The sequence below is a fragment of the Thioalkalivibrio sp. ALE23 genome, from assembly GCF_000378545.1.
Taxonomy (GTDB): Bacteria; Pseudomonadota; Gammaproteobacteria; order Ectothiorhodospirales; family Ectothiorhodospiraceae; genus Thioalkalivibrio.
The window spans coordinates 381354-405695 of the sequence record NZ_KB900032.1 but is presented as its reverse complement, the minus strand read 5'-3'; the positions used below and the strand labels follow the sequence as shown (position 1 = coordinate 405695).

Annotated in this window: 22 protein-coding genes; 3 read left to right on the top strand and 19 right to left on the bottom strand. The window is 70.4% G+C overall.

Translation table 11 applies throughout. The features are described 5' to 3' along the window. Positions 1–140: 140 nt before the first annotated feature. From F573_RS0105575 to F573_RS0105520, 12 genes are all read right to left on the bottom strand, one after another. Entirely contained in the window at positions 141–1436 is a 1296-nt protein-coding gene (locus F573_RS0105575; protein ID WP_019021775.1) for an adenylosuccinate synthase, read from the bottom strand. After that, the gene (locus tag F573_RS0105570) at positions 1436–2626 is read right to left on the bottom strand and encodes an ATP phosphoribosyltransferase regulatory subunit (RefSeq protein WP_019021774.1); all 1191 of its coding nucleotides are present in this window, start codon (positions 2624–2626) and stop codon (positions 1436–1438) included. Before F573_RS0105570 ends, F573_RS0105575 begins: the two co-directional genes overlap by 1 nt. Positions 2627–2755: 129 nt before the next feature. Beyond that, the gene (gene hflC, locus F573_RS0105565) at positions 2756–3655 is read right to left on the bottom strand and encodes a protease modulator HflC (RefSeq protein WP_019021773.1); all 900 of its coding nucleotides are present in this window, start codon (positions 3653–3655) and stop codon (positions 2756–2758) included. After that, a complete protein-coding gene (hflK, locus tag F573_RS0105560; RefSeq protein WP_019021772.1) occupies positions 3655–4869 on the bottom strand; it encodes an FtsH protease activity modulator HflK in 1215 nt (404 codons plus the stop codon). The genes hflC and hflK overlap by 1 nt, the downstream gene beginning before the upstream one ends. Positions 4870–5043: 174 nt before the next feature. Beyond that, complete coding sequence (locus F573_RS0105555) at positions 5044–6477, bottom strand: MBL fold metallo-hydrolase (RefSeq protein ID WP_019021771.1); 1434 nt, start codon at positions 6475–6477, stop codon at positions 5044–5046. A gap of 161 nt (positions 6478–6638) precedes the next feature. Beyond that, on the bottom strand, positions 6639–8012 hold the full coding sequence (hflX, locus tag F573_RS0105550) for a ribosome rescue GTPase HflX (protein ID WP_019021770.1): 1374 nt from the start codon (positions 8010–8012) through the stop codon (positions 6639–6641). A 53-nt stretch (positions 8013–8065) separates the two neighbouring features. After that, the gene (hfq, locus tag F573_RS0105545; protein ID WP_018870352.1) at positions 8066–8329 is read right to left on the bottom strand and encodes an RNA chaperone Hfq; all 264 of its coding nucleotides are present in this window, start codon (positions 8327–8329) and stop codon (positions 8066–8068) included. A gap of 72 nt (positions 8330–8401) precedes the next feature. Continuing rightward, positions 8402–9337 (bottom strand): tRNA (adenosine(37)-N6)-dimethylallyltransferase MiaA, encoded by a 936-nt coding sequence (miaA, locus tag F573_RS0105540; protein ID WP_019021769.1) that lies wholly within the window; start codon positions 9335–9337, stop codon positions 8402–8404. Continuing rightward, on the bottom strand, positions 9337–11235 hold the full coding sequence (gene mutL, locus F573_RS0105535; protein ID WP_019021768.1) for a DNA mismatch repair endonuclease MutL: 1899 nt from the start codon (positions 11233–11235) through the stop codon (positions 9337–9339). Before mutL ends, miaA begins: the two co-directional genes overlap by 1 nt. A 93-nt stretch (positions 11236–11328) precedes the next feature. Continuing rightward, the gene (locus F573_RS0105530) at positions 11329–12735 is read right to left on the bottom strand and encodes an N-acetylmuramoyl-L-alanine amidase (RefSeq protein WP_369773213.1); all 1407 of its coding nucleotides are present in this window, start codon (positions 12733–12735) and stop codon (positions 11329–11331) included. Positions 12736–12899: 164 nt separating this feature from the next. Further along, on the bottom strand, positions 12900–13400 hold the full coding sequence (gene tsaE, locus F573_RS0105525) for a tRNA (adenosine(37)-N6)-threonylcarbamoyltransferase complex ATPase subunit type 1 TsaE (RefSeq protein WP_051075366.1): 501 nt from the start codon (positions 13398–13400) through the stop codon (positions 12900–12902). Then, positions 13390–14922 (bottom strand): NAD(P)H-hydrate dehydratase, encoded by a 1533-nt coding sequence (locus F573_RS0105520; protein WP_026300815.1) that lies wholly within the window; start codon positions 14920–14922, stop codon positions 13390–13392. The genes tsaE and F573_RS0105520 overlap by 11 nt, the downstream gene beginning before the upstream one ends. Here F573_RS0105520 and queG point away from each other — a divergent pair. Next, positions 14921–16171 carry a tRNA epoxyqueuosine(34) reductase QueG gene (gene queG, locus F573_RS0105515; RefSeq protein WP_019021765.1) on the top strand — a complete coding sequence of 417 codons (1251 nt, stop codon included), beginning with the start codon at positions 14921–14923 and terminating at the stop codon, positions 16169–16171. The two genes, F573_RS0105520 and queG, sit on opposite strands and share 2 nt — an antisense overlap. Here queG and pgeF read toward each other — a convergent pair. Both pgeF and rluD read right to left on the bottom strand, forming a co-directional pair. Then, positions 16168–16965, bottom strand: coding sequence for a peptidoglycan editing factor PgeF (gene pgeF / locus F573_RS0105510; protein ID WP_019021764.1), 798 nt, complete (start codon positions 16963–16965; stop codon positions 16168–16170). The two genes, queG and pgeF, sit on opposite strands and share 4 nt — an antisense overlap. After that, positions 16962–17924: a 23S rRNA pseudouridine(1911/1915/1917) synthase RluD gene (rluD, locus tag F573_RS0105505; protein WP_019021763.1), complete on the bottom strand. Its 963-nt coding sequence runs from the start codon at positions 17922–17924 to the stop codon at positions 16962–16964. The genes pgeF and rluD overlap by 4 nt, the downstream gene beginning before the upstream one ends. A gap of 30 nt (positions 17925–17954) precedes the next feature. Here rluD and F573_RS0105500 point away from each other — a divergent pair, with 30 nt between their 5' ends. Further along, positions 17955–18857, top strand: coding sequence for an outer membrane protein assembly factor BamD (locus F573_RS0105500; RefSeq protein ID WP_019021762.1), 903 nt, complete (start codon positions 17955–17957; stop codon positions 18855–18857). A gap of 28 nt (positions 18858–18885) precedes the next feature. Here the strand turns inward: F573_RS0105500 and F573_RS0105495 are convergent, their stop codons facing one another. From F573_RS0105495 to sucC, 4 genes are all read right to left on the bottom strand, one after another. Next, a complete protein-coding gene (locus tag F573_RS0105495; protein WP_018870362.1) occupies positions 18886–19224 on the bottom strand; it encodes a P-II family nitrogen regulator in 339 nt (112 codons plus the stop codon). Between the two features lie 70 nt (positions 19225–19294). Then, on the bottom strand, positions 19295–20998 hold the full coding sequence (locus F573_RS0105490) for an NAD+ synthase (RefSeq protein WP_026300813.1): 1704 nt from the start codon (positions 20996–20998) through the stop codon (positions 19295–19297). 16 nt (positions 20999–21014) lie between these two features. Beyond that, positions 21015–21896: a succinate--CoA ligase subunit alpha gene (gene sucD, locus F573_RS0105485; protein ID WP_019021760.1), complete on the bottom strand. Its 882-nt coding sequence runs from the start codon at positions 21894–21896 to the stop codon at positions 21015–21017. After that, positions 21893–23053 carry an ADP-forming succinate--CoA ligase subunit beta gene (gene sucC / locus F573_RS0105480; protein ID WP_019021759.1) on the bottom strand — a complete coding sequence of 387 codons (1161 nt, stop codon included), beginning with the start codon at positions 23051–23053 and terminating at the stop codon, positions 21893–21895. Before sucC ends, sucD begins: the two co-directional genes overlap by 4 nt. Before the next feature lie 112 nt (positions 23054–23165). Between sucC and F573_RS0105475 the strand changes: the two genes are divergently transcribed. Continuing rightward, the gene (locus F573_RS0105475; protein ID WP_019021758.1) at positions 23166–23858 is read left to right on the top strand and encodes an HAD family phosphatase; all 693 of its coding nucleotides are present in this window, start codon (positions 23166–23168) and stop codon (positions 23856–23858) included. A gap of 25 nt (positions 23859–23883) precedes the next feature. On the opposite strand, the gene F573_RS0105470 is transcribed toward F573_RS0105475, so the two are convergent. Beyond that, positions 23884–24336 (bottom strand): hypothetical protein, encoded by a 453-nt coding sequence (locus tag F573_RS0105470; RefSeq protein WP_018870367.1) that lies wholly within the window; start codon positions 24334–24336, stop codon positions 23884–23886. Between the last annotated feature and the right edge of the window lie 6 nt (positions 24337–24342).

Genomic DNA, 24342 nt, shown 5'->3' with positions numbered 1-24342 from the left:
TTTTTATTCGCTTCCCGCTTCGTGCCCGAAGCAATCCTCAGATCCCGCGTCCGCAATCGCTCGCATGGCAATGGCCTGCGGGGCGTCTTTGCATGTGCGGTCGCCACCCGGCCCGCAACCGGACCGGACGGCCACCCCCGTCAGCCCCGGAACGGGTCGCGCATCACCAGCGTCTCGTCACGGTCCGGTCCGGTGGAAATCATGTCGATCGGAACACCCACCACCTCGGACAGGCGCTTCAGGTAGGCGCGCGCATTGGCGGGAAGCTGCGCATACTCCCGCACCCCGACAGTGGATTCCTGCCAGCCCGGCATCTCCTCGTAGACCGGCGTACACGAATCGTAGGCCTCCGCCCCCGCGGGCGGGATCTCCACGCGACGGCCGTCAACGTCGTAACCGGTGCAGATCTGGACCGTCTCCAGACCGTCGAGCACGTCCAGCTTGGTCATGCACAGACCACTGATGCTGTTCACCGCGACCGCGCGCCGCAGCGCCACCGCATCGAACCACCCGCAGCGGCGCGCACGCCCGGTGGTGGAACCGAATTCGTTGCCGCGGCGCGCGAGGTGTTCCCCCATGTTGTCGAACAGTTCGGTGGGAAAGGGTCCGGCCCCGACCCGCGTGGTGTATGCCTTGGTGATCCCCAGCACATAATCCAGATCGCGCGGGCCCACCCCCGAACCGGTGGAGGCGCCGCCGGCGGTCGTGCTGGAGGAGGTCACGAACGGATAGGTCCCGTGATCGATGTCCAGCAGCGTACCCTGTGCCCCCTCGAACATCACGTCGCGGCCCGCCGCACGCAGTTCGTGCAGACGGCCGGCGACGTCGGTCACCATCGGCTTGAGGCGCTCGGCATGCTCGAGGCACTGCTCCAGCACCTGCTGATGATCCACCGTCGCAGCCCCGAAATAATGTTTCAGGGCAAAGTTGTGGTAATCCATCACCTCGCCGAGCTTGGCCGCCAGACGCTCGCGATGGAACAGGTCATCCAGGCGCAGTCCGCGCCGCGCGACCTTGTCCTCGTAGGCGGGACCGATGCCGCGGCCCGTGGTACCGATGGCCGCCTTGCCGCGCGCCTTCTCGCGCGCATGATCCAGCGCCACGTGGTACGGCAGGATCAGCTGGCAGGAGTCCGACAGCCGCAGGCGATCGGTCACCGGCACGCCGCGGGCCTCGAGCTCGTCCATCTCCTTGAGCAGGGCTTCCGGCGACAGCACCACGCCGTTGCCGATCATGCACTCCACGCCTTCGCGCAGGATGCCCGAGGGGATCAGGTGCAGCACCGTCTTCTCGCCGTCAATCACCAGCGTGTGCCCGGCGTTGTGCCCGCCCTGGAAGCGCACTACCGCCGCGGCATCCTCGGTCAGTCGGTCGACGATCTTGCCCTTGCCCTCGTCACCCCACTGACTGCCCAGTACGACTACGAAACGTCCCATCAGTGCTCCACCACCGTCCATTGTTCATTGCGGTACTCCAGGCGCGCGACCCCATCCGCCACCGGTGTCTCGCCGCGCAGCTCGCGGACCACCCGCACGCCGCGCCCGCGCAGCTCGCGCACCGCGGCCTCGAGCTCCGGATCGGTTCCGGCGGGCGCGAGCACGCATTCACGCGGCCGCGCCGGATCGCCGTCGGCGTCGCCGTGCCGAACGAGCTCGCGCAGGTCGGTACTGAAACCGGTGGCCGAGCGCGCCCGCCCGAAAACGCGACCGATCTCGTTGTAGCGCCCGCCCCGGGCGATGGCCTGTCCCGACCCGGGGATAAAGGCAGCGAAGACCAGACCGGTGTGATAGGCATAGCCACGCAGCTCCGCAACGTCCACGTGCAGATCCACGTCGGTATCCAGCACCTGCAGCGCATCCACCACCGCCGCAAGGTGATCCAGGGCCGCATGCACCTCTGCGGGCGCCCTGCCCAGCGCGGCGCGCGCGCTCGCCAGGACCTCGGGTCCGCCATTGAGATCCGGCAGGGCACGCAGGGCGTCGGCCAGATCGGGGTCGAGGCCCGCCGTGCGCCATTGCGCCAGGGTCTGTTCGATTTCGGGGATGCTCTTGCGCTGCAGCTGATCGAAGAAGGCGCGCTCCTGCTCCGGCTCCAGACGCGCGGCCCGAGCCAGACTGCGGAAGATCCCGACGTGCCCCAGATCCATGCTCGGGCGGCGCACACCGCAGACCTCCAGGGTGGCCAGCATCAGACGGATGATCTCGACATCGGAATCCAGACCGTCGTGTCCGAAAAGCTCGGCCCCGGCCTGCAGCGGACTGCGGGACCCCGACCATTCGTCGGCACGCGCACGCAGCGTCGTGCCGACATAGCACAGCCGGTTGGCCCCCTCCACATGCTGGCGGTGGGCGTCGATGCGCGCGACCTGCGGCGTAAGATCCGCACGCACACCCATCAGACGACCGGTCAGCTGATCGGTCAGCTTGAACGTCTGCAGATCCAGCTCGTGGCCGGCACCGGTCAGCAACGACTCCAGGTATTCCGCCAGCGGCGGCATCACATGGTCGTAGCCCCAGACATCGAAATGGTCGAGCACACGCCGCCGCAGGCCCTCCAGGCGCCGTGCCGAATCCGGCAGCGCCTCTTCCAGTCCGTCCGGCAGCAGCCAGCGATTGATTTCCGTCATGTCATCCTTGCCTGCACGGCCTGACCCGTCCACAGGCGGGCTGGCCAGAAGAAGGGCCCGCGGTGCGGGCCCGGCTTGTGATTGGCAGAACCTGCCCGCACCGGCCCCGAAGCGGGGCCGGCCGCACGATCACTCGGCGGGCTGCGGCAGCTGCGGAGTCCGGGACGGACGCTCGCCGCCCGGAGCGTTGAAGAACTGGAAGAACTCCGAGTTCGGTTCCAGCACGAACGTGCTGTTCTCGCCCTGCAGGCTGTTGCGGTAGGCGATCAGGCTGCGATAGAAGCGGAAGAACTCTTCATCTTCGCCGAAGGAGGTACCCAGGATCTCGGTAGCCCGGGCATCACCCTCCCCGCGGATCACCTCGGAGTCACGGTACGCGTTCGCCAGGATCACCGTGCGATCGCGGTCGGCACGCGAACGAATCCGCTCGGCCTCCTCCTGCCCCCGGGCACGGAAGTCCTGCGCCACACGCTCGCGCTCGGCCCGCATCCGATCGAACACCGACTCGGAGACCTCGTCCGGCAGATCCATGCGACGGATGCGCACATCCACCAGATCGACCCCCAGCTCCAGCGCCGTCTCCAGGGCGGCCTGGCGTACCGCGCCCATGATAGTCAGGCGTTCGCCGGCGACCACGTCCTGCAGCTCGTAACGGGCGAATTCGTTACGCATGCCGTCCCGCAGGATCTGCGACAGGCGCTCCTCGGCCAGTCGTTCGTCACCGCGGGTGGCGCGGTAGAACTGACCGACATCGTTGATCCGCCACTTGGCGTAGAAATCCACGATGATGTTCTTCGCCTCGCTGGTCAGGAACCGGTCCGGCGGGATGTTCAGGGTCATGATCCGGGCATCGAACTTCTCGACGTTCTGGATCAGCGGGAACTTGAAATGCAGCCCCGGCTCCTGGTCCACCTCGCGCAGTTCCCCCAGGGCGAACTTGATCACGCGCTCGCGCTCGTCAACGGTGTAGGTCGACAGGGCCACGACGATCCCGAAGACCACCACGGCAATTCCGGCAATACGCAGCATCAGCGAACCTCCCGCGAGCGCAGGCTCTCGGTATCACGGGTCATGGAACCACTTCCGGTGGTTCCGGAGGCACCCCCAAGGGCGCCGCGACCGGTATCCAGCGGACGCGGCGTCGGCGCATCACCCGAATTGCGGGTGCCCGGCTGACCGGAGAACATCTCGCCCAGCGGCAGCATCATCAGATTGCCGCTGGCGCCCACGTCCAGCATCAGCTTGCGCGAATCCTGGAGCACGGCTTCCACCGCCTCGAGATAGAGGCGATCACGCGTGACCTCGGGGGCCTGCTGGTACTCGGCCAGCAACTGATCGAAACGGGACGCATCACCTTCCGCCCGGGCCACGACCTGATCGCGATAGCCCTCGGCTTCCTCGATGATACGGGCCGCCTGACCGCGCGCCCGCGGGATCACGCCGTTGGCGTAGGCCTCGGCCTCGTTGCGGAAGCGGACCTCGTCCTCGCGTGCACGGATGGCATCGGCAAAGGCTTCCTGCACCGCCTCCGGCGGCTGGGCCTGCTGCATGGAGACCGCGGTCACCACGATCCCGGCGCCGTAGGCATCAAGGTTCTCCTGCATCACCGTGCGGGTGGACTGGGCGATCTCGCCGCGGCCCTCGCCCAGGATGAATTCAAGATTGCCCTTGCCGACCCGCTCACGGATGGCCGACTCCATGACCTGATGCACGGTGGCATCCGGGTTGCGGACGTTGAACAGGAAATCGACCAGGTCGAGGATGCGGTACTGCACCGCGATGTCGACATCGATGATGTTCTCGTCGCCGGTGAGCATCAGCGCGCGGCTCTCGATGGTCCGCACGTTGTCCACGTTCTCGATCTCGATCCGCTCGATGGGATAGGGCAGGTGCCAGCCCGGCCCCGGACTCTTGACCTCCTGGAACGCGCCGAAGCGCAGCACCACGCCACGCTCGCCTTCGGAGACGATGTGGAAGCCGGAGGCGATCCAGACCACCAGGGCGATGATCAGGCCGAGGCTGATCAGCGCCTGGGAGCCGCGCCCCATGCCGCCGCCGCCCAGGCCACTTCCGCCCTGGTTGCCGCCACCAAAGATGCCGCTGAGCTGCCGCGACAGCTTGCGCAGCATCTCCTCCAGATCCGGCGGCTGCTGGCCGCCTCCGCCACCGCCGCTGCCGCCGCGGTTACCGCCTCCCCCGCTCCAGGGGTCGCGGTTGTTGTTTCCCGGTTCGTTCCAGGGCATGAATCAGGGACTCCGTCGATCGCTCGGGATGTGCCGAGAAGGCACAGGGAGCAGATATTCTAGGGGGGCACCCGGGGGCGGGCAAGCGCACCCCTGCGGGAGTCGGGTTGAGGGAAGTCGATCCGCGGACGATCGCGGGCCCCGCGGGGCCCGCGACGCGCCGGGGCGGACGGGTCAGGCCGCGTCGCGCCGCCCGGAAGGAGAGGCTTCTCCGACGCCGGCCGCTTCCCAGGCGCCCATTCCGCCGACCACGTTCATCACGTGGCGATAGCCCAGGCGCTGCAGGATGGAAGCCGCGACCGTGGAACGGTAACCGCTGCCGCAGACCACGGCCACCGGCTCTTCCGGATCGACGCCCGGGACGCCCTCACGGGTCTCCGCCACCGGCCGATGCACCGCCGCGTCGACGTGCCCCGCGGCGTACTCGGCCGGGGTACGCACGTCCACCAGCCGGGCCTCGCCGCGTGCCACGCGGTCCGCGGCTCCGCGGGCATCGACCTGGGCCAGGGTATCCAGCGGCAGACCAGCCGCGGCCCAGGCGGCCATGCCGCCGCGCACGTAGCCGTCGATGTAGTCGCGCCCGGTGCGGACCATGCTGCGCACGGCCTGCTCGATCACTGCGGGGTCACCGCTGGCGTCGACCAGGATCACCGGATGGTCATCCGGCGTGACCCAGCCCGCCCAGTTGGCGAACGGGCCGCGGATGCCGATGCCCAGGGCCCCCGGCACGTGGCCGCCCCCGAACGCCAGCGGATCGCGCAGGTCGATCACCGTGACCTCGCCGGCTTCCACGCGCCGCGCCACCTCGTCGGGTTCGATGGCCTGCATGCCCGGCAGCGGGATCACGTCCTTCGGACGCTCGGAGTTGATGCCCTTGTTGCGCGGATAGAAATCCGGGATCTCCGGCAGCCCGTGCAGCAGCTTCTCCACGAAGGCGTCCTCGCTCAGCGACGGGTCCAGATAGGGGTTGGTCGCCCGCTCGTAACCCAGGGTGGAGACGGGACGCCCGGCCATGCCCGCGCCACAGGCGGAACCGGCCCCGTGACCCGGGTGGACCTCCACGCCGTCGGGCAGGTCGGCCAGCTTGTCGCGCACACTGGCGAACATCTGCCGCGCCAGCGCGCGCTTGGCCTCCTCGCCCAGCAGATCGGGACGGCCCAGCGAGCCGACGAACAGGAAGTCGCCGGTGATCAGTGCGATCGGTTCATCACGCGACCGTGCCCCGTCGAACACCACGAACATCAGATGTTCCGGCGTATGCCCGGGAGTGTGACGGACCTCGATGCGCACGTTGCCGATGTCGATGCGGTCCCCTTCGTGCAGATCCTCGTGCGGGAACTGCACCCGGAAATGCTCGCCGGCGTCGTAGCCCGAGAGCATCAGCCGGGCCCCGGTCTTGTCCGCCAGCTCGCGGGCGCCCGAAGCAAAGTCGGCGTGGATGTGGGTATCCATCACGTACGCGATGCGATAGCCATGGTCCCGCGCATAGTCCAGGTAGACATCCACGTCGCGCTGCGGGTCGATCACGGCGATCTCGCCGCTGCCCTGGCAGCCGACCACGAAGGAATGCTGTGACAGTCCGGAATCCACGAAACGTTCAAAGATCATCGTTCTACCTCCTTTCCCTGCAGCCATCGCAGGGGTTGCCCATTTCTTGACTAATTTGGTCAGGCATTAGGGCAAAAGTTCCCGGAAGGAGGTTCTGATAGAAAACGTAAATGAGACTCCCGGTGCCGCGTGGCTGCCCGGGAACCCGTCAGGGGGCGCGATCAGGCACCGGAGCCCGGTGCCGAGGCGCGCGCACCGGCGGCTTGCGCGTCCTCGGCGTCCCCGGGGTCCTCGCCCGGCCCCACGAAGGCCGTTTCCGGATCCAGCCCGGCCTCGCGGAACAGGTCCTGAAAGCGCCGTTCGGGCAGCTGCACCCGCAGGCGGATCGCACCCTCATCACCGGTCTGCTCGGCCTCCACGGCGTTCTCGTCGTACAGCCGACCGCGCAGCCGCCCGGCGGACGGCGGCACCTCGACCCAGCCACGGCGCATGGATTCGGTGAAGGACTCGGCCAGGCGCTGGTACAGCCGCTCCACCCCTTCGCCGGTCTGCGCCGACAGCCAGAAGGCCTCCTCGCCCTCGCCACCGGCAAAGCGCTCCGCCGCCGCGTCGTCGCGCTCCGGCAGGGTGTCGATCTTGTTGTAGATCCGCCAGCAGGGCACGTCCTCGGCGCCGATCTCCGCGAGCACGTCCTCCACCTGGGCGATGTGCCGCTCGCGCTCCGGATCGGCGGCATCGATCACGTGCAGAAGCAGCGCCGCCTCGCGGGTCTCGGTCAGGGTTGCCTTGAAGGCCGCCACCAGTTCGTGCGGCAGGTCGCGCACGAACCCGACGGTGTCCGCGAGGATCACCGACTGGTGCGGCGCCAGATCCAGCCGGCGCAGGGTCGGATCCAGGGTCGCGAAGAGCTGGTCGGCCTGATAGACGTCGGAATCGGTGAGACGGTTGAACAGGGTCGACTTGCCGGCATTGGTGTAGCCCACCAGCGAGACGGTCGGCACCTCGTTGCGCAGGCGCGCCTGGCGCCCCTGCTCGCGCGTGCGCTCGACCTTTTCCAGTCGCCGCTCGATATGCTTGATGCGCGCCGCCAGCAGCCGGCGGTCGGTCTCCAGCTGGGTCTCGCCGGGACCGCGCAGGCCGATCCCGCCCTTCTGCCGTTCCAGGTGGGTCCAGCCACGCACCAGCCGGGTGGACATGTGACGCAGCTGCGCCAGCTCCACCTGCAGCTTGCCCTCGTGAGAACGCGCGCGCTGGGCAAAAATGTCGAGGATCAGCCCGGCGCGGTCCAGCACGCGACACTGCAGGTGCTGTTCCAGGTTGCGCTCCTGACTGGGCGACAGCTCGTGGTTGAAGATGACCAGGTCGGCCCCGTGCGCCGCCACCTGATCGCGAATGGCGTCCGCCTTGCCGGACCCCACGAACAGGCGCGAGTCGGGACGGTGCCGCGAGCCGGATTCCACGGCCACCACTTCGGCCCCGGCCGAACGCACCAGCTCCTCGAATTCCTGCAGCTGAACCTCGAGATCGGTCGCACCGCCGATGGCCATGGCCACCAGCACCGCCCGGTCGCCACCGGTCTGCGGACGCTCAAACAACGCGCGACCACCCCCGATTCGGGACCGGGCCACCCCGGAGGTGTACGACGCCCCTATTCATCCGCGGCCTCTCCGCCGCTGGCCGCGGCGCTGTCTTCATCCAGCGGCATGCGCACCTGCCGCGCGGGCACGATGGTGGAGATCGCGTGCTTGTAGACCATCTGCGAAACCGTCGAGCGCAGCAGGACCACGAACTGATCGAACGACTCGATCTGCCCCTGCAGCTTGATGCCGTTCACGAGATAGATCGACACCGGAATCCGGTCGCGGCGCAGCGCGTTGAGAAAGGGTTCCTGCAGCATTTGCCCTTTGGCCATCGGTACATTCCCTGGTTGCATTCGTCGGGGCCCGCGCCGCGGGCCGAAACCTGTAAAAAGAGTAGCATATCGTCAGCGTGATGCCGTCTCGCGCAGGGCCGCCAGGGCCTGCTCCGGGTCGATGGTTTCCGCCGGCAGCCGCGCGTGCAGCGGGAAGCGCCGCAGGCCGGTCAGCTGGCGCTTGGCCAGCTGCCGCGTCGCGGCGATCACCCGGCTGCGGAACGTGGCGAAATCGACCTCGCCGGCCAGCCATTCCCAGCCCTGGCGGTAGCCCACCGCCCGCTGCGAAGGGTGCTCCGCGGTCAGTCCGGGGCGCGCACGCAGGGCCCGCAGCTCCTCCACGAACCCCGCCTCCAGCATGGCATCGAAGCGTTCGGCAATCCGCGCGCGCAGACGTTCCCGATCTTCCGGCCACAACGCCAGTGCGCACCAGCCCGCTGGCAGCCGCGCCTCGCCCCCCTGCTGGAAGCTCGACAACGGGCGCCCCGTGGCCTCGAACACCTCCAGCGCCCGCAGGATGCGCTGCGGGTCGTTGGGATGGATGCGCCCGGCGGCCGCCGGGTCCACCGCCTCCAGGGCCTCGTGCAGGGCCCGGGCGCCTTCCGTCTCCAGCCGGGCGCGCACCGCGGCGCGCACCGCTTCCGGCACCGGCGGCATGGGGTCGATCCCCTCCAGCAGCGCCCGCAGGTACAGCAGGGTCCCGCCCGCCAGCAGCGCCACGCGCCCGCGCGCATGGATCGCACGGATGCAGGCGCGCGCATCCTCGGCGAAGGCCGCTGCATTATAGGTCTCCTCCGGCTCCCGGATGTCCAGCAGATGATGGGGAACCCGCGCGCGCTCGGCCGCATCCGGCTTGGCGGTACCGATGTCCATTCCGCGATACACCTGCGCCGAATCCACGGTCACGATCTCGGCGTCCAGCCGCTGCGCGAGCTCCAGCGCCAGCCCGGTCTTGCCGGTGGCGGTGGGCCCGGCGAGCAGGACCACCGGCGGTTGCGGGACGTCCATCAGCGCCCGCGCATGAACAGCCCGTCGAGGGCGGCGTGATCCAGCTCCACCCAGGTCGGCCGGCCATGGTTGCACTGGCCGCTGCGCTCGGTGGCCTCCATGTCGCGCAGCAGCTGATTCATCTCGGGCACGGTCAGCCGGCGCCCCGACCGCACCGAACCGTGACAGGCCATGGTGCTCAGCACCTCGTTGGCCGCCGCCTCGGTGCGCTGACTGTGGCCGCTCTCGGCCAGATCCCCCAGCACGTCGCGCAGGAGCGCCCCCGCATCGCGTCCGCGCAGCAGCGCCGGCGCCGCCCGCAGCCGCAGGCGTTCGCGACCGCAGCGATCCACCTCGAAACCCAGCCCGGCCAGGGTCTCCGCCTGTTCCTCGGCACGGTCGGCCTCGGTCGGGGTGACCGTCACTTCCTCCGGCACCAGCAGCGGCTGAGCCGTCACCCGCTCACGCTCCCATTCGCGCTTGAGCCGCTCATAGGTGATGCGCTCGTGTGCGGCATGCATGTCCACCAGCACCAGCCCGCGGGCGTTCTCCGCGAGCACGAAGGTATCCGCGACCTGGCCGATGGCGAATCCCAGCGGGGGCATCTCCGCAGCGTCCGTGCCCTCGCCGGGAGCGGTCTCCGCCCCGCGGTAATCCGGTGCCGCACGCTCGCCCACGGCGGCGGAACCGGCGCCTGCCGGCGGCCGGAATGCGGCCCAGGCCGCGGCAAACCCGTCACCCCGCCCGGGATCCGCGCGCCCCCCGGCACGGGATCCGCCCCCGGTGAGCGGAGCGGGGCTCCCGCTACCGCGTGCCGAATGGTCGCCCGGCGGCACTCCGTCAAGCAGCCCCGGCCGCGCATGCGGAGGGGCCTCCGGGCGCGGCGCGCCCGCCGGGGCGGCACCGGCCTCCGCGCCCTGACCGGCCTTCGCCTGCCCCAATGCGGCATGCAGCGCATGGAAGATGAAATCGTGGACCATCCGCGACTCGCGGAAGCGCACCTCCTGCTTGGTCGGATGCGCGTTCACGTCCACCTGCGCCGGATCCAGCTCCAGCTCGAGCACGAACATCGGATGGCGCCCGTGGTAGAGCACGTCCTGATAGGCCTTGCGCACGGCCGCCGTCAGTACCCGGTCGCGGATCGCACGGCCGTTGACGAAGAAATACTGCTGGTCGGCCTGAGCCCGGGAACGCGCCGGGGATCCCAGCCAGCCGGACAGCACCAGCCCGGAACGCTGCTCGTCCACCGGGAGCGCATCCGCCAGAAATGCCTCGCCCAGCAGGGCCCGCACGCGCGCCGCGGGGTCACCGGGTGCCGCCGGCAGGTCCAGCGTCACCCGATCGTTGTGCCGCAGCACGAAGGCGACCTCGGGGTGCGCCGCGGCCAGGGTGCGCAGCACGGACTCGCAATGGCCGTACTCGGTGCGTTCGGTGCGCACGAATCGCCGCCGCGCCGGCACGTTGAAGAACAGGTCGCGCACCTCGACCGTCGTGCCCGGCGGATGCGACGCCGGCATCACCTCGCCGAAGACATCGGAACCGTCCCCGGAAAGCTGCCAGGCATTGCGCTCGCCGGGCACCGCCGAGGTCAGGGTCAGGCGCGCCACCGAGGACACCGATGGCAGCGCCTCGCCGCGGAAACCCAGGCTGTGCAGTGCCTCCAGGTCATCCATGCTGCGGATCTTGCTGGTGGCATGGCGCGACAGCGCCAGCGGCAGTTCTTCCCGCGCGATGCCACAGCCGTCGTCGGTCACCCGGATCAGGCGAGTCCCGCCCTGCTCCAGACGCACCTCGATGCGCGAGGCCCCGGCATCCAGCGCGTTTTCGACCAGCTCCTTGACCACCGAGGCCGGTCGCTCGATGACCTCGCCGGCGGCGATCTGGCTGATCAGCTGATTGGAGAGTTTCTGGATGCCCACTTCACGCCCCGGGAAAGCACTGAAACGCAGGGTAAGGAAACACCGGCGAATGTGCACGTGCGTGCTCGCCGAATCCCGTATTCGGACCGGGATTCAACTGCCGCGGGAAGGGACCTCGAGGACCTGACCGGTATAGATGGTGTCACCGTTGACGCCGTTGACCGCGCGCAGCTCGGACAGGGACACGCTGTACTGCTCCGCGATCCCGGACAGGGTCTCGCCGGGGCGAATGATGTGCTGCTCGGTATCCTTGCCGCCATCGGCAATTAGCGTGCCCGGACGCGCGTGGGTGGAGAAGTACGCCCGCAGACCGGTCAGCAGGGCTTCGGCCAGCGACTGCTGATAGCTGGAGCTGCGCAGGCGACGTTCGTCCTGCGGATTGGAAATGAAGCCGGACTCGACCAGGATGGACGGCACATCCGGCGAACGCAGCACGGCGAAATTGGCCCGTTCGACCTTCGGCCGCCGCACCTTGCCGACCCGGTCCAGCTCGTCGATCATCCGCTCGGCCAGGGTGGAACTGGCCTCGAGGCTGCCGCTCTGGGCCAGATCCAGCAGAACGTTGCTGAGGGAATCATCACGGCCGTTCATCGGCACCCCGCCCAGGCGCATGTCGGCCTGATTCTCGCGCTCGGCAAGGAAGCGTGCGGCCTCGCTGGATGCCCCGCCCTCCGACAGCATGTACACCGAGGACCCGTTCACGCTGGGGTCCGGGAAGGCATCCGCGTGGATCGACATGAACACGTCGGCCTCCGCGTCCCGGGCGCGCTTGACGCGCTCGCGCAGGGGCAGGAAATAGTCGCCGGTGCGGATCATCACCGCCTCCATGCCCCATTCATCCTCGACCAGGTCCGCAAGCCGCTGCGACACTTCCAGCGCCACGTCCTTCTCGCGCGTGCCGTTGGGACCGATGGCGCCGGGATCATGCCCGCCGTGGCCGGCATCGATGGCCACGATCACGTCGCGCAGATCCTCCTGCGAGCGACCGCGACGCGGTTCGCGCTCCTCGCCCGCCTCCACCCGCGTGCCCGCCGAGCCGCTGCGCGTCAGGTCCAGCACCAGCCGGTGCGGGGCGCCCTGAGCCGGCATCAGCTGGAAGCTGCGCGGGCTCACGGCCTCGCGCAGATCCAGGACCACGCGCAGATCGGAACCGTTGCGCGGCGCATGGCGCACGCCGTCGATCACCGAACGCGGGTGATCATTGACCTCCAGGCTGGCATCGGTGCTGGCGTTCGTCAGATCCACCACCAGCCGTTCCGGCGACTGCAGGCGAAACACCTCGTACTCGGCCTCGCCCTCCATGTCGAAGACCAGACGCGTGGTTTCTCCGTCCACCGACATGCGCAGGCGCTCGACGCGCGCCCCGGCCGCCGCCGGGAGGGGCAGCGTCGCCAGACCCAGTGCACCCAGGGCGCGCAGGATCTGGCGGCGATTCGGATCGATGTCGGAACGGTGATGGCCCACGCACACACCCCGGCTGGTCAGGGACTCCACTCTCATTGTGGACAGATCCTCTGAAAAAGCAACCCGGAATGTCGCGAATTTTTAGGAAGATACCGAAGTTTCTGCGTGTGCCCTCACAACCTGCGACCCTGCTCCCTGCGTGCCCCCGGGAGCCACCAGCCACTACATGTAGTATACAGAAAGACCCGCCAGTCCCAGATCTATTCCTGTCCCGGCGCCGCCGTCAGCGCGGCGCGGCCGGCCTCGGCGGCCGGCCCTTCCAGCCACAGCCGGCGTCCGTACTCCGGCCCGTCCGGATGCTCCTCGAGGTGGATGCGCAGATCCGGCTCCGGCAGCCAGCCGCGACCGCGCTCCGGCCACTCGACCAGCCACAGCACCCCGGCCCCGTGGGCCTCGCGCACGCCAAGGTACTCCAGCTCCTCCGGGTCCCCCAGACGGTAGAGATCGAAATGCAGTACCCGCCGGGAATCCAGCTCGTACGGTTCGACCAGGGTATAGGTCGGACTGCGCACCGTCCCCGCGTGCCCCAGGGCCCGCAGCAGGCCGCGCACCCAGGTGGTCTTTCCCGCGCCCAGGTCGCCCTCCAGATAGACCGTGCGCAGCCCCGGCACCGTCGCCAGCGCGGCACCCGCCGCCTCGGTGGCGGCCGCATCCGGCAGCTCCACCGGGGCTCCGTCGAAGACCGCCCGGTCAGAGGCCATCGTCGCCCCCCGAGGCGGCCGGCAGGGCCGCGATCAGATCCCCCGCCAGCATGCCGACAGTGCCCCCCAGTCGCCGCGCCGCGACGCGCCCGGCCGCCGCGTGCCAGCCGGCGCCGGTGCGCGCCGCCACACGCGCACCCGCGCCCTGTCCGCGCAACGCCGCGATCACGCCGGTCAGCGCATCCCCACAGCCGGGGGTGGCCATCCCCGGATGGCCGTCGGTGACACAGTCGTACGGTCCGTCATCGGTGTCGGCGATCAGCGTCCCCGCCCCCTTGAGCAGCACGGTGCCGCCAAACCGCACGACCAGCTCCCGCAGTCGCCCCGGTCGGTCGACCTCCACCGCCGCGGCATCCAGGTTCAGCAGACGCCCGGCCTCGCCGGGATGCGGCGTCAGGACCCAGTCGTTGCTGCGTCGCGGGGTCTGCGCCAGCAGGTTGAGGCCATCGGCATCCACCACCAGCGGGCGGCCGGAATCGGCCGCCGCCAGCCACAGCTCACGCCCCCACGGACCCTGATCCAGCCCTGGCCCGATGGCCACCGCGTCCGCCCGCTCCAGCCAGCGCAGCAGCTCCGGGCCTTCGCTCACCCCGCGCACCATGATCTCGGGGCGGTCACTGCACACGAAGGCCGCATGTTCGGGATGCGTCAGCAGGGTCACGCGCCCGGCTCCGGCACGCAGCGCCGCGGTGGCCGCCAGCCGCCCGGCTCCGGCGAACCCGGGAGCCCCGCCGACGATCATCACGTGGCCCGCATCACCCTTGTGGGCCCCGGGCCGCCGCCGCGGCAGACCCGCCCGCCAGTGCCCGGGACCAATGCGCCACGCCGCCGGTGCGAAGCTCTCCGCCAGCGAATGCGGGAGGTCGAGTGTGGCCACGCGGACCGTGCCCGCGTAGTCCACCGCAGCCCCCGTATGCAGCCCCGGCTTGTCGGCAATGAATGTCAGGGTGCGTGTCGCCCGCGCCGCCTGCCCGCGCAGCGCGCCATTGTCGGTATCGACCCCCGAGGGCGCATCGGCCGCCAGCACCGCCCGGTCCGCACGGTTCAGCCGCTCGATCACCTCGCCGTAGACATCGGTCAGCGGACGCTGCAGACCGATACCGAACAGCGCGTCCACCCACACATCCGCAGTGGCGGGATCGAACGTCTCCAGCGGGTGGATTTCGCCCCCGCTTTCCTCCCACAGACGCCGGGCCCGCTGCCCGTCCGACTCCTCCCGCGCCCGCGAGGACCCCGCGTGCAGCACGACCTCCAGTCCGGCCGCCCGCGCGCGGCGGGCCAGCACGAAACCGTCGCCGCCGTTGTTGCCGGGCCCGCAGAGCACCCCGACGCGGGTCACCTCCGGCCAGTGTTCGCGCAGATGCTCGAGCAGCGCCGCCCCGGCCCGGTCCATCAGCTCGCCCGGCGCCATCCCGGGCAGGGCCATGGCGGTGGCATCCAGCTCGCGCATGCGCGTGGTGTCAAACAGCCGCTCACCGGGCGCGGGGCTGGCCGGGGACGGGGGTGCGGGGGCATCATTCATGTCCGTTCCTCTCCTTGCTGGCCTGTCGATCGTGCCTGAGCATCCCGACCCGCGCCAATGCGCCGAACTTGCCGACCGCATCCGTCGGTGGGGGCGCGAACTCGGCTTCGCGGAACTGCGCATCGGCCCGGCGCGGGTCCCCGAGGCCGATCGCGGGCACCTGGACGCCTGGCTGGAGCGCGGCTCCCACGGCGACATGCAATGGATGGCCGACCGCGCGCCGCTGCGCCGCGACCCCGGCGCGCTGCTGCCCGGGGTGCAGCGCATCATCAGCGTGCGCATGGATTACTTCCCGCCACGCACCCGCCGTCCGGCTGCCCAGCTGGCGGATCCCGAGGGCGCCTATGTCTCGCGCTATGCCCTGGGCCGTGACTACCACAAGCTGCTGCGCAAGCGACTGACCGAACTCGGCCGCCGGATCGAGGCCGAGGCACCGCACGGCTACCGCGCCTTCACCGACAGCGCGCCGGTGCTGGAGAAGGCCCTGGCGCAGCAGGCGGGGCTCGGCTGGATCGGCAAGCACACCAACCTGCTGGCCCGCGGTACCGGCTCGTGGTTCTTCCTCGGCGAACTGTTCACCGATCTGCCACTGCCGCTCGATTCCGGCCCGGCCGAGGACCACTGCGGGAGCTGCCGCGCCTGCCTGGACGTGTGCCCCACGCAGGCCTTCCGCGGCCCGCACGACCTCGACGCCCGGCGCTGCATCTCCTATCTCACCATCGAGCTGAAAGGCTCGATCCCGGAAGACCTGCGCCCGCTGATCGGCAACCGCATCTACGGCTGTGACGACTGCCAGCTGGTCTGCCCCTGGAACCGCTTCGCCGAGGTCGCGGCCGAACCGGACTTCATCGCCCGCCATGGCCTCGACAGCGCCTCGCTGGTCGAGCTGTTCGCCTGGGACGAGGCGACCTTCCTCGAACGCACCGCCGGCATGGCGATCCGCCGCATCGGCCACGAACAATGGCTGCGCAACCTCGCCGTGGGGCTCGGCAACGGTCCGGCCACCGATCAGGCGCGCGAGGCCCTGGCCGCGCGCGCCGACCACCCGTCGGCGCTGGTGCGCGAACACGTGGCCTGGGCCCGGGCACGCCTGGACGAGCGGGCCGCCGGCCGGCTCGCCGAACCGCCGGCCATCCCGGTGAAGGCGCTCACTCGCGCACCGGTCGACCCGGCCGCAAGGCCCGCCAGCATCCCCGCCCCGGAGGGCGGCACCGGACCGCCACACGAGGACCCCACGACCAGTTCCTAGGCTCCGGCCTCCGGACGGATCCAGACCAGGCTCGCGAGGCGTCCGGTGGTGCCGTCACGACGATAGGAGAAGAACCGGTCGGGGTCGCTGAAGGTGCATTCGCCGCCGCCATGCACGGCCACGCCCGCACACTGCAGGCGGTCGCGCGCCAGCGCCGCCAGATCCCCCAGCCAGTGACCGTCCCGCGCGGCCGGGCGAAAGGCCCCGGCCATCCCCGGCTGCACCGCCAGGAACCGCTCGCGCACCTCCGTGCCGACCTCGAAGGCGTCGGGGCCGATGGCCGGCCCCAGCCAGGCGTGCCAGGCCGCCTGCGGACGGGCCTCGCGCAGCGCCGCCAGCGTGGCCTCCAGGACCCCGTCCACCAGCCCGCGCCAGCCGGCATGCGCCGCCGCCACCGCCTCCCCGCCGGTGCCGGCGAACAGCACCGGCAGGCAGTCGGCCGTCTGCACCGCGCAGACCCGGCCGGGCCGGGTGGTCATCACCGCATCGGCCTCCACCGGCGCGTCGGCGGCGGCCAGTTCTTCCGCGCGCACCACTCGCGTGCCATGCACCTGTGCCGGCCAGTGCAGCTCGGCGCCGGGCACGCCCCGCGCGGCCACCGCCTGCGCCAGACGGCGCCGGTTCCCGGCCACTCGCTGCGGATCGTCCCCGGTATGCAGCGCGAGATTCAGACTGGCCCACACGCCCTCGCTGATCCCGCCGGCACGGGTGGTCTGCAGGGCCCCGACTGCGGGGGCGGCGGGCCAGTCGGGCGTGATCAGGGCCGCGTCCGGCAGCGCGTCAGCGGCGTTCATGCCTGCGCCTCCGCGTGGGCGGCATCCGCGCGCAACACCTCCAGCAGCGAGGCGAAATCCGCGGGCAGCGGCGCCTCGAAGGCCTGCGGCTCGCCCGTGGCGGGATGACGGAACTCCAGGCGCGCGGCGTGCAGCGCCTGACGCCGGAATCCGTTCACCGCCTCGCGCGCCGACTCGTCCATCCCGCGCACCGGCCGCGGCCGCCCGCCATACACCGGATCGCCCACCAGCGGGTGGCGCAGATGCGCCATGTGCACGCGGATCTGGTGGGTACGCCCGGTCTCCAGTCGCGCGTTCAGCAGGGTGTGGCCACGAAAGCGTTCCGCCACCCGGTAGTGCGTGGTCGCCGGCTTGCCCGCCGGGTTCACCGCCATGCGCTTGCGGTCCACCGGATGGCGACCCACCGGCGCATCCACCGTGCCGCCGGCGATCACCCGGCCGTGGACCAGCGCGCGGTATTCACGGTGCACGCTGCGCTCCTGCAGCTGACGCACCAGGGCGGTCTGCGCCTGCGCGTTGCGCGCGACGACCATCAGGCCGGTGGTGTCCTTGTCCAGCCGGTGCACGACCCCGGCGCGCGGCAGCACGCCGACCTCGGGCGCGTGATGCAGCAGCGCGTTGACCAGGGTTCCCTGACGATGACCCGCGGCCGGGTGCACCACCAGCCCCGCCGGCTTGTCGATCACCAGCACGTCGGTATCCTCGTACAGGATGTCCAGCTCGATGGGTTCCGGGGCATCCTCCAGCGACGGGGTCTCCGGCGGAATCAGTTCCACCGCCTCGCCACCGCGCACCGGCGTGCGCGGGCGGGGCCGGGCCCCGTCCACCCGCAGGTCGCCGGCCTTCAGCCACTGCACCAGCTGGCTGCGCGAATACTCGGGAAACGCGCGCGCCAGAGCCGCATCCAGGCGCTGCCCGGCCTCTTCCTCGGGCAGGGTTGCCCGGCGTGGTTCGCTCATGCCCTCACCCTCCGGAGGCAGGCCGCGTCAATGTTCGTCAATGGTGTAGAATCCGGATTTCATCCGCGCACAACGGTTCGCAACGAGGTTTCCGTGCTCCCAGCTTCCACCCTGCCACGCCTGTTCGTCATCCTGATTGTGGCCCTGCTCATGGCCGGCTGCGAAAGCTGGCGCGCCGATCCCACGGCCGGCTGGTCGGCCAGCCAGCTCTACAGCGAGGCCAAATCCGCCCTGGACAGCGGCAACTACAGCCAGGCCGTGGAATACTACGAGCTGCTGGAGGCCCGCTATCCGTTCGGACGCTTTGCCCAGCAGGCGCAGATCGAGATCCCTTACGCGTATTACAAGGCCGGCGAACCGGAACCCGCGCTCGCCGCGGTGGACCGCTTCGAGCAGCTCAACCCGCGTCATCCGAACCTCGATTACGCCTACTACCTGCGCGGACTGATCAACTTCAACCGCGACCAGGGCTTCCTCAGCAACGTGTTCCCGATGGATCCCACCGAGATGGACCAGGGCCCGCTGATGGACGCCTACGAGGACTTCGACCGGCTGATCCGCACCTTCCCGGACAGCCCGTACAGCGCCGACGCGCATCCGCGCATGGTGTTCATCCTCAACACCCTGGCCGCCAATGAGCTGCGCATCGCCGAATTCTACATGGAGCGCACCGCCTGGGTGGCCGCCGCCGAACGCGCGCGCCACGTGCTGGCGACCTACCCCAACGCCGACGTGACACCGCAGGCGCTGTCGGTGCTGTACCACTCCTATCGCGAGCTGGGTCTGGATGACCACGCCGACGCGACCCTGAGCGTGCTGGAACTGAACGATGCCGAGGCCGCGGTGGCGGTGCGCGGCGGCGAGCACCTGTCGGTGGAAGTGGAACGCGGCGGCCTGTGGCGCGCCTTCGAGCGCCTGCCGTTCTTCAACTGAACGGCGGCGCCCCGCGACAGACGGCCCGTCAGAGGGCCTCGCTGCCCTCCTCTCCGGTGCGGATGCGCACCACGCGATCCATGTCGGAGACGAAGATCTTGCCGTCTCCGATCTTGCCGGTGCGCGAAGCCTTCACGATCGCGTCGATGCAGGCATCCACGCGGTCATCGTCCACCACCAGCTCCAGCTTCACCTTGGGCAGGAAGTCGACCACGTACTCGGCCCCGCGATAGAGCTCGGTGTGACCCTTCTGTCGGCCGAAGCCCTGGACCTCGGTGGCGGTCATCCCGGCGATGCCCATCTCGGTCAGGGCCTCGCGGACGTCTTCCAGCTTGAACGGCTTGATGATCGCCTCGATCTTCTTCATGCGAATCCCCCGGTCTGCGCCCGCGTCCGCGGGCGAATCGTGTGCGGTTGAGTGTACCAGACCACCGGCCTCATTCCGGACGGTAGCCGGAGGTGACGGGATAGCGGCGATCGCGGCCGAAGGCGCGCGGGCTGACCCGCACCCCGGGGGCGCCCTGGCGCCGCTTGTACTCGGCCCGCAGCACCATGCGCGCGACCCGCTCCACGGTCTCGCGCTCGAAACCGCGCGCCACGATGTCCGCCACCGAGGCCTCCTCTTCCACGAAGGCCTCCAGGATCGCATCCAGCACCGGATACGGCGGCAGGGAATCGGAATCGGCCTGCCCCGGCGCCAGCTCGGCGCTGGGCGGACGCTCGATCACCCGTGGCGGGATCACCTCGCCGCAGGTATTGCGCCAGCGCGCCAGGCGCCAGACCCACTGCTTGGACACATCCTTCAGCGGGGCGAACCCGCCGTTCATGTCGCCGTACAGCGTGGCATAGCCGACTGCCAGCTCGCTCTTGTTGCCGGTGGCCAGCAGCATGCGACCGGTGCGGTTGGACAGGCCCATCAGCACCACCCCGCGCGAGCGGGACTGCAGGTTCTCCTCGGTCACGTCGCCGGGCGCCGGCGGCACCGACGCCAGCGCACTGTCGAGCCCGCCGAGAAACGCCTGCACCATCGGCTCGATCGCCACCTCATGGTAATCCAGCCCCAGGGTTTCGGCCTGGGCGCGGGCATCCTCCACCGACATCGACGCGGTATAGCGGTAGGGCATCATCACCGCGGTGACCCGCTCCGGGCCCAGGGCATCGGTGGCCAGGGCCGCGGTCAGCCCGGAGTCGATGCCGCCGGACAGCCCCAGGATCACCCCGGGGAAGCCGTTCTTGTCGACGTAGTCGCGGATGCCGGTGACCAGCGCGGCGTAGAGATCCGCGACTTCCGCATCCGCGGCGTGCGCGGAGCTGTCGGCCTCGGATACCGCCGCCGGCGCGGGCGGCAGCGGCGAGGCCGCCTCGGGGGCCACGACTACGGGCCGGGGCCGTCCGGCGTCACCGGCCTCCAGCTCGACCAGCGCCAGCCCCTCCTCCCAGGGATCCAGCAGGGCCTGCGGCGTGCCCCCGGGGCCGGGATGCAGAAAACTGCGGCCGTCGAACACCAGTTCGTCCTGGCCGCCCACCTGATTCACGTAGAGCACCGGGCACCCGGTCTCGGCGACCCGCGCGGCCACCACCGCAGAACGCTCCGCCGGCTTGCCGCGATGGAACGGGGAGGCATTCAGGTTGAGCAGCACGTCGGCCCCGGCGATGCGGGCATGCGCCGCCGGGGCCGGCTGCCAGATGTCCTCGCAGACCGTGACGCCCAGGCGCCAGCCACCCAGCTGGACCACGCAGGGCTCGTGCCCGGCATGGAAGTAGCGCACCTCGTCGAACACCGAGTAGTTGGGCAGGATGTGCTTGGCGTAGCTCGCGTGGATCGCACCGTTGCGCAGCCACACCGCGGCATTGGCCAGGCCTTCCTCAGTGCGCCGCGGGGCGCCCACCAGCAGGTCGATGCCGATGCTCACATCGGCCAGCCGCTCGAGCGCCGCGTCCACCGCATCCAGGAACGCGGGCCGCAGCAGCAGATCCTCGGGCGGATACCCGGTCAGCGCCAGCTCGGGGAACACCACCAGATGGGCCCCGGCCGCACGCGCCTGCTGCACGAACTCGCGCATCCGCCGCTCATTGGACTCCAGCGCCCCCACCACGGGGTTGAACTGGGCCAGGGCGATGCGTGGCGCTTGGGCAGTCATGTTCGAAGTGCGGGGATCAGCGACCGGAGACGCCAAGGGCCTGCTGCATGGCCTGGCCCAGTTCCGCCGGGCTCTCGGCCACCACGGCACCGGCGCCACGCAGGGCGTCCATCTTCTGCACGGCGGTCCCCTGCCCGCCGGCGATGATCGCTCCGGCATGCCCCATGCGCCGCCCCGGCGGGGCCGTGGCCCCGGCGATGTAGGCGGCCACCGGCTTGTCGAATTCCTCACGGATGTAGCGCGCCGCGCGTTCCTCGGCGTCACCGCCGATTTCGCCGACCATCAGTACGCCGTCGGTCTCGGGGTCGTCGCGGAACATCCGCAGGCAGTCGACGAAATCCAGCCCCTGGATGGGATCGCCGCCGATGCCAACGCAGGTACTCTGCCCCAGCCCCAGCGCGGTGGTCTGGTGCACGGCCTCGTAGGTCAGCGTGCCCGAGCGCGAGATGATGCCGATGCGTCCGCGGCTGTGGATGTAGCCGGGCATGATCCCCACCTTGCAGGCCTCCGGGGTGATGATCCCCGGGCAGTTGGGGCCGATCAGGCGGGTGCCGGTGTCGGCCAGCATCTGCTTGACCCGCACCATGTCCTGCACCGGGATGCCCTCGGTGATGCACACCGCCAGTTCGATCCCGGCATCGGCCGCCTCGCAGATGGCATCGGCGGCGAACGGTGCCGGCACGTAGATCATGCTGACCGTGGCGCCGGTGGCCGCCACCGCATCGGCCACGGTGTCGAACACCGGGCGATCGAGATGGCTCTGCCCGCCCTTGCCCGGGGTCACCCCGCCCACCAGGCGGGTGCCGTAGGCGATGGCCTGCTCGGAGTGGAAGCTGCCCTGCTTGCCGGTGAAGCCCTGGCAGATCACCCGGGTGTCGCGGTCGACCAGGATACTCATGCGGCGGCCTCCACCACGGCGCGCGCGGCCGCGTCCAGATCGGCGGCCGGGATCACGTCCAGGCCGGAATTCGCCAGGGCCTCGCGGCCCTGCTCGGCGTTGGTCCCCTCCAGACGCACCACTACCGGCACGTCCACCTGCACCTCGCGGATCGCGGCGATGATCCCTTCGGCGATCAGGTCGCAGCGCACGATGCCGCCGAAGATGTTCACCAGCACCGCCTGCACCGAGTCATCGGACAGGATCAGCTTGAAGGCGGCGGTCACCCGTTCCACGGTGGTTCCGCCGCCCACGTCGAGGAAGTTGGCCGGCTCACCGCCGTGGTGCTGAATCAGGTCCATGGTCGCCATCGCCAGGCCGGCGCCGTTGACCATGCAGCCGATGGATCCATCCAGCGGGATGTAGTTGAGGTCGTGTTCGCGGGCGCGCTCCTCGGAGGGGTCGCGCTGGTTCGGATCGCGCAGTTCGACCAGCGCCGCCTGCCGGTAGGCGGCGGAGTCGTCCAGACTCAGCTTGGCATCCAGGGCCAGCAGCTCGCCGTCCCCGGTCTGCACCAGCGGGTTGATCTCCAGCAGCTGGGCATCCGTGCGGGTGAACAGGGCATGGGTGTTGGTCGCCAGCTGGGCCATCGCCTTCGCGGCCGCGCCCTCCAGCCCCAGGGCCGCGGCGATGCGCCGGCCGTGGAACGGCATGACCCCGGTCGCCGGGTGCACCGGCAGGGTCAGGATCGCCTCCGGGCGCTCGGCGGCCAGGGTCTCGATGTCCATGCCGCCCTCGGCGGAGACCACGAAGGTCAGGCACTCCCGCGAGCGATCGACCAGCAGGGCAAAGTAGAACTCGCGTGCGATGTCGGCCGCCGGTTCCAGCAGCACCCGCTCCACCGGCTGCCCCTCGGGCGCGTTCTGGTCAGTCACCAGACGCGTGCCGAGCATATCGGCCGCCGCATCCCGCGCGGCCTCGGCGTCCTCCACCAGTGTCACCCCGCCGGCCTTGCCGCGACCGCCGCTGTGCACCTGCGCCTTGACCAGCGCACGCCCCCCGCCCAGCTCGCGCCAGGCTTGCGCGGCAGCGTCCGCCGTGTCGACGACCCGGCCCTCGGGCACCGGGATCCCGGCGTCGCGAAACGCCGCCTTGGCCTGAAATTCGTGCAGATTCATGGCGGCGAGGATAGCGGCGCGCCACCGTGGCGACAACTGCCGGGACCCGCAGCGGGCGGGTGGCCGGATCGGGTAGACTGCGCGGCTTCACGCATACCCGCGACGATGCCGCATGACCCTGGCCCTGTTCGATCTCGACAATACCCTGCTCGCCGGCGACAGCGATCACGCCTGGAACGAGACCCTGATCGCCCGCGGGGCGGTGGACCGCGAGTCCTTTGCCGCGGGGAACGATCGGTTCTACGAGCAGTACCTGGCCGGCACGCTGGACATCTTCGAGTTCTGCCGCTTCGCCTTCGCGCCACTGGCGGAGCAGCCCCGCGAGCGGCTGGAGGCGTGGCGCGAGGCCTTCATGCAGGAGGTCATCGAGCCGATGATCGCGCCGGCCGCCCATGCACTGCTGCAGCGCCACCGCGAGGCCGGCGACGAACTGGTGATCATCACCGCAACCAACCAGTTCGTCACCGCCCCGATCGCGCAGCGCCTGGGGGTGCCGAATCTGCTGGCCACCATCGCCGAGGAACGCGACGGCCGCTTTACCGGCGAGGTCGCCGGCACGCCCTGCTTTCAGCATGGCAAGGTGGATCGTCTGCACGCCTTCCTCGCCGACCACCACGACAATCCCGACGCGGTGATGGCGCAGGCCTGTTTCTACAGCGATTCGCGCAACGACATCCCGCTACTGGAACGGGTGGGCCGGCCGGTGGCCGTGGACCCGGACCCGACCCTGGACGCACACGCCCGGGAACAGGGGTGGGAACGCCTGACCCTGCGGGCCGGGGCGCAGCCGGTCGCACTGGACTGAGGCCGCCGCCCGCCCGGGCAGGCCGTCAGGCCGGGTTGAACACGCCGTCCAGCGCGGCCAGACGCTGGCCCGCCGGGGTCAGGGCGCGGCCGGCCTCGTTCATCGCCGCGCGCCAGCCGGCGATCAGCTCGGGCAGGGCCTCGACCACCTGACGGCGCCGCAGCCGCCCGGTGCCGGACATCGGCCACATCGGCCGGTAGTCGCAGTTGTCGGCCGCATCGCAGACCATCACGCCCCATTCGCACCGGGTCACGTCGTGCTCGTGTTCGCGCACCACGATGCGGTAGGCCCCTTCGGCGTTCATGTCCGCCATGCCCACCCCGGGCCCGACGTGCTCCACCTGCAGTTCGGCGGCGATCGCGTTCAGCTCCGCCTCCAGCGCCTGCAGGGCGTTGTCCGCCGCGGCGGTCAGCCCCGACTCTCCGCGCGCCACCGCCAGCAGCGGCTGCGCCTGTTCCACATCGAACTCCGTGCTCATGCTGCG